Below are 13194 nucleotides of genomic sequence, written 5' to 3' on the forward strand. Positions count from 1 at the left end.
CCAATTAGCTAAACGATTCAACTACTTATACAAGTATTGATATCCCTTCTATGGTAAACGAAAACCGACCAAACGACTAGTCTATCGTTCGGTCGGAAGAAAATTGACACAAAATTAGTTGGATTTGATTGTCCCGATGACTTCACCGAGTCGAACCGGACCGATCTTTTCACGGTCCATTTGAATCGTATCCTTCTCAAAACAAAGAACGACGGTCGAACCGAACGAGAAGTATCCCACCTCTTCTCCTTTGCCCGCCTGGTTTCCTTCGAGCGTCCACTCAATCGTGTTGACGTTCAAGGCACCGACCATGATATGTTCGTACGTTCCGGCTGGGCTGTCAAAGCGCGTCACGCGACGGTAGTTGCGTGAGAGCGGTCGAACAGTCTCCGTCAATCCGATTTCATTCACCGGTGCCGAACGGTCCCCGAGCTCATAGTGACTGAGCACACGACCAGAGAGCGGTGTGTGGACGCGGTGATAATCGCGCGGACTGAGGTAGAGAACGACGACTGTCCCACCTGCATAACGTCTTGCTTCTTGTTGAGAACCGAGTAACTCCGCAAGCGTATACGACTGACCTTTCACCTCGAAACGACTGTCTTCTGAAATCGATTCGATGACCGATAGCTTTCCATCACACGGTGATACGAGAGTATCAGACGACTCATCAATCGTACGTGCTCCAGGCTTCAAGTGACGGGTAAAGAACGCATGCAATGATGGATAGGCAGCAAGCGGTTGCTCTGTCTCTTCTACCGCAATGTCATATACTTTTGCAAACGATGGAATCAAGTGACGACTCACATCTGATTCTGCGAAACGCTTGAGGCGTGTGGCGATCCAAGGCGAGGCGTTCAGCTCAAATAACGTTTGGTAGAAACGACGCTTCATTCCTCTTTGGCCTCCTCATTTTTAAAGAACGTCTCATATTGTTGTTCAGAGACCGCTCCTTCAATGCGACCGACCTCTTTTCCATCTTCAAATCGGATGATAGTCGGCGTACCTTCAATCCCATACGTCGTCCATACGTTATGGTCAGCCAAGTTGATCGAGACCGCATCATATTCTTCGATGAGGGGTTCGACATAAGGCTTCACTTGCTCACAGTATTCGCAGCCCGTTTGCCAGAAGTAAGCGACGACTTCACCATCTTGGTCTAATTGTTGTTGCAATTCATCTGCTGTGACGGCGTTGACACCATCGTCAGTATTGTTTCCATTTAAAAAGTACAACAAACCGATTCCGATGACGATAATCGCACCGATAATGGCGAACGTGATAAAATTCGCGCGTTTTTCAGGGTTTTTCATATGTGTGATCCTCCTCTATGTTGGATAAAGAAAAAAGACTGACTCATGCACGAGTCAGTTTGATTGTAGACGGCTTACTTCTCTTGTGCAACGTCGCTGATTCCCATGTCTTGATTCAAGACATCGAGAATTGCAACGAAGATTGTGATGGCCACGCCAAATCCTGTCGCGAGCATCGCGTTGAACTCTACACCATCAACGGCAGAAATGATAAATACCGCTGTATTTGAGAGCACAATCGCCCAGATCAATGTCACTAAATAACGCATTGAACGTCCCCTCCATCTCACAGATGATTCGTAAAAATTCATACGACATTAGTATAGCATTGTTCGAATAGAATATGCGACTTCGATTGTATATTCTTTCCGTCAAATCGAAAAATGTGATACGGTCGTAGAAACATCATTGTGAAGAAAAGAGGATGACTGATGTCACGTTATTTAATCGCAGTCGATTTAGATGGAACGTTATTAAGAGATGATAAAACAATCAGCGAACGAAACCTCCGCGCTCTTCAAGCAGCGCGTGAAGCTGGTCATGAAGTCATGATCGCCACAGGGCGTCCAAAGCGCCATTCGATCATGTACTATGAGCAAATGGGATTGACGACGCCACTCGTCAACTTCAACGGTGCGCTCGTACATCACCCGAAAGATGCGAATTATGCGGTGACACACCGACCGATTCCGCTCAAGACCGCCCATGACATCATTGAAGAAGTAGCGGATACGAAGGCACACAATATCGTCGTCGAAGTGACGGACCACGTGTACTTCCAAAAAGACCCGCAAGAGTTCTATAGTCCGTATGCAGAACGTGCGCTCAGCGTCACATCAGGTAACTTGTTGAAGCATTTGCAGGACGAGCCGACGTCCTTATTGATTCATGCGACAAAAGATCACGTCGCGCACGTCCGCTCCCAACTCGACGACATTCATGCGGAGGCGGTATTGAACCGTCAGTGGCGTATGCCCGAACATATGATTGAAGTCATGAGCAAAAACACATCGAAGGCACTTGGGCTTCAAGAGGTCTCGAAGCACTTAAACATTGACCGGAAGCACATTATCGCGTTCGGTGACGAAGAGAACGACCTCGAGATGCTCGACTATGTCGGTACCGGTGTCGCGATGGGGAACGCCATCGACCAATTGAAGAATGTAGCCAACGAAGTGACGGCTTCAAATATGGATGACGGGATCGCCCTCTTCTTAGAAGAGCGACTTGGCATCAAGGCATAACGAAAGCACCGACTTAGAAAAGTCGGTGCTTTTTGTGATTCATTCATGTTTAGCGACGGAACGTCCCTTCGACGTCCTCTGTCGGTAAAATATTGATCCAAACCGATGGGTCTGCATCCTTACAGATGCGCGTGATCTCACGCACCTCGTGTCGTTGCGCGACCATCATGAGCGTCGCTTTCTCGACTTTCGAGTATGTCCCGATTGCCGGCATGAGCGTGATCCCGCGGAACACGTGTTGATGTAGTTCCTTTGTCACCTCGTCCGGGTGATTCGTCACGATGAAGAGCGTTTGACGCTGTGTATTCGTGTAAATCTCATCGATGACTTTTGACGTCACATACAAGAAGACGATCGTATAAAGCGCTGTCGGCCATCCGAACAAGGCACCTGCTGCGAGGGCAATCATCATGTTCATCAAGAAGAGATAGACCCCAACCGAGTTGTTCGTAAACTTCGCGAGAATCAGCGCAACGATGTCAAAGCCACCCGTCGAGGCTCCATACCGAATCGTGATGCCAGAGCCGATTGCCAAGAGCACACCGCCAAATACAGCGTTCAAAAGTGGATCGTCCGAGAGAAGCTGCGATTGCGGAAGCAAACGAATGAACAACGTGACCGAGGCGACACTGACCAGCGTATGGATCATCATGTTCCGCCCGAGCATAAAATAACTGACGACGAGCAGTGGTGCGTTCAGAATAAAGAACCAGAGTCCTTCCCCTAATTCAAGCGGTGTACCCTCTAACAATTTCGTCAAGATTTGGGCAAGACCCGTAAATCCTGTCGAATAGACGCCAGCTGGAATTAAAAATAATGTCATGGATAAGGCAACGAACAATCCTCCGATGATCGAGACAACCCCGATTCGTGTATGTTCTTTAACGGCTTCCGTCAAGCTTCAACTCCCCTTTCTCAAAATAGCTAAGAATCAAGATAACATAGATTATTCATGCTGCATACAGCAAATATGCAGGAAATCCGATAAGTTTTTCACACAAAAACAAGCCGACCGAGGTCGGCTTGTTCGTATGAAACGATTGGTCACGCTTTCACTGTCTCGATTGTAATCGATTCATTCGCAGGAACCGTTACCGCATTTCCATACAAATGGATTGTCACGTCTGTACCACCTGTTTGCTTGATTGTCACTTGTTCACGTGATGATGTGACCGTCAAGTGATGGCCGCGCCAGAGCATATTGAACGAGTAACCGTTCCAATCTTTCGGAGTCATCGGGCTGAACGAGAGGTTATCCTCTTGAATGCGCATTCCAGCGAACCCATGAACGATGGACATCCACGAACCGACCATCGACGTGATGTGCAATCCGTCTTCCGTGTCATTGTTATAGTTGTCGAGGTCAAGGCGCGCCGAACGTTGGTACAATTCGACCGCTTTGTCTTCATAACCGACTTCTGCCGCAATGATCGAGTAGACACATGGTGACAAGCTCGATTCGTGAACCGTGCGTGGCTCGTAGAAGTCAAAGTTTGCACGTTTCTGTTCGACCGTGAAGCGGTCACCGAACGTATAGAGTCCTTGGAGGACGTCAGCTTGTTTGATAAAGTTCGAACGAAGGATGCGATCCCATGACCAGTTTTGGTTGAGTGGAAGATGTTTCGGATCGAGGTCTTTCACCAAAATCTGCTCTTTATCCATGAATCCGTCCTGTTGCATGAAGACATCTGGAACGAGATCATCTTTTGGATAATACATCTTCGTTTGGATGTCCGCCCACTTCGCAAGTTCAGCGTCCGTGATGCCGAGTGTCGACACGAGCTCTTCGAGACGTGCAGGTTCTGCTTCTTTCAAGTAGTTGTACACTTCCTGCGTATATTCGAGCGTCCATGCGGCGATCAAGTTCGTATACCAGTTGTTGTTGACGTTGTTGTCATATTCGTTTGGACCTGTGACGCCTAGGATCATATACACGTCTTTGTGCGGGACAAAGTTGACGCGGCTAGCCCAGTAACGCGAGATCTCGACCAATACTTCCAATCCGTATTGTCCAAGGTACGACTTGTCGCCTGTGAAGTTCGTATAGTTGAAGATGGCATGGGCAATCGCACCGTTACGGTGAATCTCTTCATGCGTGATTTCCCACTCGTTGTGGCACTCTTCCCCATTCATCGTGACCATCGGATAAAGCGCGCCTTCCATACCGACATTCTTCATAGCATTCTCTTTTGCCTGTGGCAGTTGATTGTGACGGTATTTGAGCAAGTTCCATGAGACTTCTGGTTTGGCTGTCGCCAAATAGAAGTGCAGGCAGTAGGCTTCAGTATCCCAATACGTCGCACCGCCGTACTTCTCACCTGTGAATCCTTTTGGACCGATGTTAAGACGTGAATCTTCACCTGTATATGTTTGATACATGTTGAAGATGTTGAAACGGATTCCTTGTTGTGCCTCGATGTCTCCATCGATGCGAACATCCGCATCTTCCCAGCGTGCGAGCCATGCTTCCGTCTGTTCAGCGAGAAGTGTCTCAAATCCTTTTTCAAACGCCGCTTCGACACGTGTCATCCCAGCTGACTGCAATGCTTCAACCTCGTGGTCGCGGTTCGTGACGACCGACACATACTTGTAGGCTGTCGCTGTCTCACCGGCCGTTACGTTGACCGTGAATTTATTGGCAACAAACAAATCTGTCGCTTCAAGCACTTCACAACGAGCACCTTCGACGTCCGCAATCATCGATGCCGTGACATGCCAGTCGAGTTTCTTCGTCTTCGTCGTAACGAAAGCGAAACGCTCTTCCACACCACGGTCGACCGGAAGCCAGAACTTCTCATCGTAGTTCGAGTCTTCGTTGACGACATCGCCATCTAAATATGGAGTGAACTCAATTTTTGCTTCGTAGTTGACTGGTGTGACGTTGTAACGGATTGCCAAGACTTCTTTATCCACGATCGAGAAGAAGCGGACGACTTGCACTTTCGTCTCTTCTGTCCCGTTCATCAAGGTGAACGTCCGTGTGAGGACACCACGCTGCATGTCGAGCTCGCGAGTGAAATCTTTCACTTCCCATTTTGCCAAGTCGACCGGTGTACCATTGATGACCACGCGGAGACCGATGACGTTTGTCGCATTCAACACTTTGGCAAAGTATTCAGGGTATCCGTTCTTCCACCAACCGACACGTGTTTTATCCGGGTAGTAGACGCCCGCCACGTAGAATCCTTGGTGCGTATCATTCGAGTAATCTTCCTCAAAGTTTCCTCGCATCCCCATATGCCCGTTCCCGAGCGATGTGATGGATTCTGCAAGACGGTTCTCTTTCGGGTGAAGACCTTCCTCTGTTACTTTCCATTCATCGACTGCAAACAATCGTTTCATCTGTCTGCCACTCCTTTTTTCTCTACAAGGCTACCTTCGACGGACAACTAGTTCATGCAACCGTTTGTCTATGAAAGCGCTGTATTTAATCTCACCTTTCATTTTACACAACTGAAACGAGAATGCAATCGTTTGCATAAAACTTTTTCTTTCTTTTTTTCATCACATTTTACAATCAAAAAAACCGCCTCTCATCGAGACGGTTTCAATTAATCTTTCTGTCCATTTTCCGGATTATCACCAAACACCGCATTCGCTTCGTGTCCCTCGAATACCGCACTTCGCCCATCATTGAATCCGGTATCAGGTTCGTCGATGACAAGTGCATATCCCCCTTGTTTGATTGTAGAATGCGCCTGTTCGATTTCGTCGTCCGCGATCCTTAAATCGGTGAGCGCCTGTTTCGTATCCCGATCCTCTCTTCCCCCTCCGTTGAGGTTGTCTAACCAAGATGTGTCACCTTCTTCTACGTTTAGGTTCGTCTCTCGTTTAAGAACGTGAACGGCTTCATCCCGCTCCGTTACGACAAATAGTTCCCCTTCATCATACCCACTCTCTTTCAGCTCATTGATCTTAGACAGTAGGCTTTCTTTCGTATCGAATGTTCCGACAAATCGTCTTTCACTCATCTCTATCCATCCTTTCGATTTCGATTCCTTCGTGAAACTTGTTCCCTACTTCATGAGGCTTCAATCAAAAGGATATGCAAAAGACGACTCCGCTATGGCGAAATCGTCTGATCAATCAAGAATTCGATTCTAATGTTTCCGTCGCTTTACTCTTCTTCTGCCCACATGATTGGCGGACGACCAAATAATGTGGCACGATGACACGCTTCCCATAAGGTGGAGCGTTATCACTGATTTGTTCGATCAAGCAATTCGTCGCCTCGAAACCGAGACCGAAGATGTTAATTTCGACCGACGTGAGCGGCGGGTTCGAGTGCTCCGCGATATAAACGTTATTGAAACTAACGACCGCGACGTCCTCTGGGATTTTGAGCCCCATCTCGCTTAACGTACTGATGACACCGAGTGCCATCATATCATCACTTACGACGACAGCTGTCGGTGGTTCCTCGTTTTGCAACAACTCACGGACAGCCTTCGCGCCACCCTTTGTCATGAATTCGGCCCGGGCGATGTAATCTTCGCATACCGGGATGCCTGCTTCCATGAGAGCCGTCGCGTACCCGTTCCGACGATCTTGTGTTACGGCGAGTTTATCCGAGCCCCCGATGAAGGCGATACGACGATGACCTAGGTTATAAAGGTGCTTCGTCACTTCACGACCAGCCAAATAGTTATCCGTATCGACGTAAGTGATAGAAGAAGCGTCCCCGAACGGCTTCCCGACCACGACGAACGGAAACTTCGTTTGACGTAAGTATTGGACGACTTGGTCGTCTTCACGTGAATAAAGAACGATGACACCGTCGACACGGCGTCCTTGAACCATCTCGATCACACCGGACAAAACTTCTTCTTCTGTCACGCCGGTCGTCATATAAAGCGAGTATCCATTCTGGTGCGCCTTCGTGCTAATTCCTCGTAGCACTTCTGGAAAGAACGGGTTTTGAAGTGTCTTTGTTGCCGCGCTCGGCATGACGAGACCAATCGACTGCGTCGAGCGGTTAGCGAGACTTCTCGCATGAATGTTCGGATGATACCCGAGCTCTTCCATGGAACTTCTGACCCGTTCTTTTGTCTTTTGACTGATTCTTGGGCTGTTGGCGATGACGCGAGAGACTGTCGACGGCGCGACGTTCGCGTGCTTCGCCACATCTTTGATTGTGATTTGCATGGTGTTCCCCCCTGCTTCCGTGAGTTCGATTCGTGCCTTGCGGCGTTTCATGTCTTTATTTGCGGCGCTTCCACATGACCAAACCAGTCAAGAAAATCGGAATCGTTACGACGAGCAAGCCCATCATCCACGGATTGACCGAAGATTCCTCAACGATGTAAGCGTTCGCACTTTCACCAGATAGTTCAATTGTAAACGTTCCGCGCTGATCTGTGACCAGTTGTGAGAATAAAAGACCACGAAGTCTCATATCTTCCCCGATTTCACTGACATCGATCTCAATCTCTCGATCGTCACGATTCATGTTGATTGCATAGAGCGCAACGTCATCTCCGTCTTTCCGTTCGAAGACAGCCATCCCATCTTCCGAGGCGATCATGCGTTGCTCTCCTGTCGCAAAGACCGGATACTCTTCCCGCATGCGGTTCATGGTCGCGACGTATTCATGCAACTCCTCATTTCCCGGGAATTCCGTCATGACACGGTTCGCCGGGTCGGCTCCACCGGTCTGCGCATTTTCTGTCCCTTGGAAGACGATCGGCATACCAGGTGACGCATAAAGCGCGAACAAACCGAGGCGTAAGCGTCGTTCCGCCGATTCCACACCACCGAGTTCTGCCATATGCATGAAGCGTTCGACATCGTGATTATCGAGGAATGTCGCCATCTGATTCGGGTCGTTGAAGAACGTTTCGGCATAGCTTGCGGCAACGTCAATCTCGTCGACGTTCGCTTGCTGTTGCGTCATCGTTTTCGACACACGGTCATAAAATGTAAAGTTTGTGATGCTGTTGAACCCGAGATCGTCATATTGCGCGACGTATTGCGGATCTGGGTCGAACACTTCGGCGAGTAAGTAAAAGTCTGGGTCGACCGACCGCACACCTTCAACAAAGTCTTTCCAGAATGCTTTATCGACGTGACGAACCGTATCGAGGCGATAGCCGTCGATGTCCGTCTCTTCGATCCAGTACTTCGCCGCATCAATCAAATACGATTTGACTTCCGGATCCTCTGTTTTGAAGTCAGGTAAGTCGAACAACCAGTGCGTCTCGACTTGCTCCTGGTCTTTCCAAAATACAATCGGTAACTGTTCATGGAACCATTCCGGCTTTTCTTCCACCCACGGGTGGTTCGGACCGACATGGTTGACGACGAAGTCGAGAATGACTTTCATATCTCGCTTGTGCGCTTCCTGAACGAGTTCCTGTAAATCCTCTTTCGTTCCAAACTGTGGATCGATGTTATAGAAATCTTTAATCCAATACCCGTGATAGCCGTCCGGCATATTCTCAAAAACGGGCGTCAGCCAAATCGATGTGAAGCCGAGTGATTCGATATAATCGAGCTTCTCAATGATTCCACGGATATCACCACCGTGAAATGCTTTCGGATCATCTTTGTCCACCTGTTCATTGTTGTCCGGATTTCCGTCAACAAATCGGTCGACCATAATAAAATACATGCGTTCTTGTTCCCAAGTAGCGGCTTCCTTTGCTCCGACGACGGTCGGAAACAAAAGAAGCGACAGGAGCACGAGCACGACGCCTCGCCTCATATCGCTTCCTCCTTTTACGAGTATTATCCTTTCGTACCACCCGCTGTGAGGCCAGAAACGAAGTAGCGTTGGAACATGAAGAACAAGATGACGATTGGAAGGGCTGATAGAACTGCACCTGCCGCAAATAACGTGAAGTTATTATCGAACTGTTTCGAAATCATGTTGTAAAGACCAACTGCCAATGTTTGTTTCTCTGGTGAACGAAGGACGAGCGATGCCAAGATAAAGTCGTTGAATGGTCCCATGAAGTTAAAGAGAGCAATCGTTGCGACAATCGGCTTCGCGAGCGGCAAGATGATTTGCCAAAAGATTCGGAGGTGACCAGCACCATCCATGCGGGCTGCTTCGTCAAGTTCTTTCGGAATCGTGTCGAAGTACCCTTTCGCCAAGTACGTGTTCATCGGAATCGCACCACCCGCATAGAGCAAGATGAGCGCTGTATGTGTGTCAAGAAGGTTGAGCATGTTGAGCAACACATAAATCGCGATGATCGCAACGAACTGTGGCACCATTTGAAGGACGAGGAACAAGACGAGCGAGTTCTTCCGTCCGACGAAGCGGTAACGTGAGAAGACGTATCCGGTAATCGTCACCAAGACGACTGAGAGTGCCATCGTGATGAAAGCGATTTTCAACGTGTTCACATACCATAAACTATAATCCGAAATCGTTAGGTCAAACAAGTTTTTGTAGTGAATGAACGTAGGATTTGCTGGAATAATCGTTGACGTAATCGTACGCCCTGGGTTGAACGATGTGCCGACAACCCAAAGCATCGGATAGAGAATGATGATCGACGCAAGCGTCAAGATGACATACGAGATCGCCAAATTGATTCGTTTTTGTTTTTTCATATCAGATCATATCCTCGTCTTTGAAAGATTTTGTCCGACGGAACTGGATCACGGCAAGCGTCATGATGAAGAATGACAAGATGAGTGTGATCGCAGCCGCAAGTCCGTATTGCGGGTTGGCACCGAGAGACAATTTGTAAATCCAAGAAATCAAGATGTCGGTACCGCCGGCCGTTTGTCCAGGTACAGCAGGGCCACCGCCATTAAAGAGATAAATGATGTTGAAGTTGTTGAAGTTGAACGTGAACTGCGTGATCAAGATCGGTGCAGTTGCGAACAAGAGCATCGGCAATGTGATCAAGCGGAACTTATCAAAGATCGTCGCTCCGTCAATTGTCGCCGCTTCATACAAGTCACCAGGAATCGACTGAAGCACACCCGTCATGAGCGTCATGATGAACGGGAAGCCGAGCCACCATTGAATGAGAACGAGTGCCGTACGTGTCGCCGTCGGATCGGTCATCCAGTTGACTGGGTCAAGACCGAGCGCCGGTAAGATTGTCGTATTGAACACCCCGAACGACTCGTTGAACATCGAGCGGAAGATTAAGATCGTGATGAATGCTGGGACCGCCCATGAAAGAATCAAGATTGAACGGAACAAACGACGGAAGCGAAGTCCTTCTTGGTTCAAGAGCACCGCAAGGAAGATTCCGATCGCGATGACACCTGTCGTTGAAGCGACCGTCCAGACAAGCGTCCAGCCGAGTACTCCGACGAATGTGTCACGGAAGATATCAATTTCAAAGATACGCGTGAAGTTCTCGAATCCGACCCATTCGACGAGTTTCGCTGGTGGTGCGTTGTTATAGCGATAGTTCGTGAAGGCGATCAAGAACGTGAAGATCAATGGAAGAATAACTGTAAACACTAACAAAATGAGTGATGGGATTAACATTAAGTATGGGAATCCATGGTCACGCAAGTTGCGAAGTTGCATTTGGAACGATGGAAGGTTTAGATGCTGATCACGAGCGCGACCGACACGATAGGCGTCACGAATGTTCCAAACATAGAACGCGATTCCGAAGAAAAGTAAAATTAACGCGACAATCCCCTCGACCATCAAGAAGATGGAGTGGTCGTTACGAGGTCCTGGCACTTCACCAAGCGTGATCAATCCCCAAAGTCCTCCACGGTCACCTGGTCCGGCGCCCGCCCCTTTGAAAAATAGATCATAGTTTACGGCAAAATAAGATACGACGACGATAAAGAACGCTACCGCCTTCGCGTATTGTTTGTTGTATAACTGTCCGAGTCCCGGAATGATGGAAAGTAGTCCCGCGTTCCGAGCATGGTTTGTAGGCTTGTCCGGGCGTTGGTCCGGTGATTTAGGGTTCGCAATTGCAGCCATCCTCAGTTTCTCCTTTCGATTTGAGCAAATCAATCAAGCAAACGTTTGCTCAATGCTAGAAAATGATGGGGAACGCCATGTGGCGTACCCCGTCATCTCAATTCCTTATTGGTTGTTCGCTTGGATTTGTTGTTCGATGACTTTCACTGCATCATCTGCAGATTTTTGTGCATCTTGTTTACCAGTTGCTACAAGCTGAAGCGCTTGAGCCATTGGCTCCCAGACTTGTCCCATTTCAGGAATGTTCGGCATTGGGATTGCGTTTGTTGCTTGGTCGAATACCGCTTTCGCAACTTCGTTCGACGTGATTGTCTCGTTCGACTCGAGTGCTGCTACTGGTGGGATCTCGTTGTATGCTTCAAACATTGCCAATGCGTTTTCTTCATTCGTCAACTCTTGAAGGAACATTTCAGCCCACTCTTGGTTTTCTGTGTAAGCTGAAAGGGCATATGTTTTCACACCCATGAACGTCTTGATTGGCTCACCGTTCGGAAGTGTTGGCATTGGAGCCGCTCCGAGGTTCACGCCTGCATCTGTGTAACCAGCTACAGCCCATGGTCCGTTCATGACTGAGTGAGCTTTCTTCTCAGTGAAGAGTTGGTCCATCGCTTGGCCGCCAGACTCTCCGATCAACCCTTTAGGGAAGAGGCCTTCTTCGTACCATTTACCGATGTATTCGAATCCTTCAACTGCGCCTTCGTTGTTCAAACCGATATCCGCTGGGTCGAGTGCGCCACCGTCTTCTTTGAACACGTATCCGCCGAATCCAGCGACAACACCGTGTGCGAAGTAGAAGTTATCCCAAAGTGCAAGGAATCCGTACTCGCCGTCAGCTTTTACATCGTTTGACAACTTGTAAAGGTCGTCCATAGATGCTGGAGCTTCAGCCATCAAATCTTTGTTATACATGAGAACTGGTGTCTCAACTGATTTTGGATATCCGTAAGCTTGGCCATCGAACATGACAGCTGATTTCGCAGCGTCTGTGAACGCGTCAAGCGATCCTTCGTCAGCGATTGGAGCCAAGTGACCTTGGTCTGCGATTGTACCAATCTGGTCATGTGGTACGAGCACGATGTCTGGACCTTTTCCAGCTGGACCGTCAAGCGCGAGCTTGTCTTTTTGATCTGTCATCTGTACTTCGACAACTTCAACTTTTACGCCATGCTCTTCTTCGAACGCCTTCGCAACTTCTTTCGTTGTTTCAGACTTTTCGATGTCTTCCCAGATGACGATCTTTTCAGGTTTGTTCTCGCTTGAAGAACCACCTTCGTTAGAAGATCCGTTGTCCGTTCCGCCACCACATGCAGCAAGTGCACCGAATGCGAATACTGCTGTTGAAAGTCCTGCTACCATTTTTTTCATCTTCATGATGAAAAACCTCCCCAAGGAAATAGTATGGTCAGATTTGCGCAATCGCACGACCACGTCAATTTTAAAACTCCGCTACGAAATTGACACGGTAGTGAAAACGTTTGCATCCTCACCTCAATTTTTATTATACAGTTGTGAAAGCGTTTTACAAGTCTTTTTTTACACTTTTTTTACGTCTGTTGACCCATTTATGTAATTTTTAAATGTTTGTTCTCAATTCTTCACTTTTTATGCGTTTCAGCAATTGACAAAATGTAAACGCTTTATTAACCTTTGCTTGAGCAAACGTTTTCGCAACATCTGTTTTCTTTGATTCCCGATGTTGTAAAATGATGTCATCCCCTATAAA

Annotated in this window: 12 protein-coding genes; 1 reads left to right on the forward strand and 11 read right to left on the reverse strand. The window is 48.1% G+C overall.

Annotation, left to right across the window (positions count from 1 at the left end; genetic code table 11):
• Positions 1 to 114: 114 nt before the first annotated feature.
• The 3 genes from KOG47_RS09900 to KOG47_RS09910 form a co-directional block, all read right to left on the reverse strand.
• Entirely contained in the window at positions 115 to 894 is a 780-nt protein-coding gene (locus KOG47_RS09900; protein WP_215244151.1) for a phosphatidylserine decarboxylase, read from the reverse strand.
• A complete protein-coding gene (locus tag KOG47_RS09905) occupies positions 891 to 1313 on the reverse strand; it encodes a thioredoxin family protein (protein ID WP_031421245.1) in 423 nt (140 codons plus the stop codon). The genes KOG47_RS09900 and KOG47_RS09905 overlap by 4 nt, the downstream gene beginning before the upstream one ends.
• Before the next feature lie 74 nt (positions 1314 to 1387).
• Positions 1388 to 1582 (reverse strand): YjzD family protein, encoded by a 195-nt coding sequence (locus KOG47_RS09910; protein WP_015880991.1) that lies wholly within the window; start codon positions 1580 to 1582, stop codon positions 1388 to 1390.
• Between the two features lie 162 nt (positions 1583 to 1744).
• On the opposite strand from KOG47_RS09910, the gene KOG47_RS09915 reads away from it, so the two are divergent.
• Positions 1745 to 2557: a Cof-type HAD-IIB family hydrolase gene (locus KOG47_RS09915; protein ID WP_214775699.1), complete on the forward strand. Its 813-nt coding sequence runs from the start codon at positions 1745 to 1747 to the stop codon at positions 2555 to 2557.
• A 49-nt stretch (positions 2558 to 2606) separates the two neighbouring features.
• Here KOG47_RS09915 and KOG47_RS09920 read toward each other — a convergent pair whose 3' ends face one another.
• The 8 genes from KOG47_RS09920 to KOG47_RS09955 form a co-directional block, all read right to left on the reverse strand.
• Positions 2607 to 3455 carry a YitT family protein gene (locus tag KOG47_RS09920; RefSeq protein ID WP_031421243.1) on the reverse strand — a complete coding sequence of 283 codons (849 nt, stop codon included), beginning with the start codon at positions 3453 to 3455 and terminating at the stop codon, positions 2607 to 2609.
• A 146-nt stretch (positions 3456 to 3601) separates the two neighbouring features.
• Complete coding sequence (locus KOG47_RS09925) at positions 3602 to 5899, reverse strand: glycoside hydrolase family 65 protein (protein WP_215244152.1); 2298 nt, start codon at positions 5897 to 5899, stop codon at positions 3602 to 3604.
• A gap of 209 nt (positions 5900 to 6108) precedes the next feature.
• Positions 6109 to 6528 (reverse strand): YflT domain-containing protein, encoded by a 420-nt coding sequence (locus tag KOG47_RS09930; RefSeq protein ID WP_215244153.1) that lies wholly within the window; start codon positions 6526 to 6528, stop codon positions 6109 to 6111.
• A gap of 115 nt (positions 6529 to 6643) precedes the next feature.
• Positions 6644 to 7702: a LacI family DNA-binding transcriptional regulator gene (locus KOG47_RS09935; protein WP_015880986.1), complete on the reverse strand. Its 1059-nt coding sequence runs from the start codon at positions 7700 to 7702 to the stop codon at positions 6644 to 6646.
• 55 nt (positions 7703 to 7757) lie between these two features.
• The gene (locus KOG47_RS09940; RefSeq protein WP_196431461.1) at positions 7758 to 9260 is read right to left on the reverse strand and encodes an alpha-amylase family glycosyl hydrolase; all 1503 of its coding nucleotides are present in this window, start codon (positions 9258 to 9260) and stop codon (positions 7758 to 7760) included.
• A 23-nt stretch (positions 9261 to 9283) separates the two neighbouring features.
• A complete protein-coding gene (locus KOG47_RS09945) occupies positions 9284 to 10117 on the reverse strand; it encodes a sugar ABC transporter permease (protein WP_074037639.1) in 834 nt (277 codons plus the stop codon).
• 1 nt (position 10118) lies between these two features.
• On the reverse strand, positions 10119 to 11471 hold the full coding sequence (locus KOG47_RS09950; protein WP_015880983.1) for a sugar ABC transporter permease: 1353 nt from the start codon (positions 11469 to 11471) through the stop codon (positions 10119 to 10121).
• Positions 11472 to 11576: 105 nt separating this feature from the next.
• On the reverse strand, positions 11577 to 12842 hold the full coding sequence (locus tag KOG47_RS09955; protein ID WP_074037640.1) for an extracellular solute-binding protein: 1266 nt from the start codon (positions 12840 to 12842) through the stop codon (positions 11577 to 11579).
• Positions 12843 to 13194: the final 352 nt, after the last annotated feature.

The organism is Exiguobacterium sp. s121 (genome assembly GCF_018617245.1).
Classification (GTDB): Bacteria; Bacillota; Bacilli; order Exiguobacteriales; family Exiguobacteriaceae; genus Exiguobacterium; species Exiguobacterium profundum.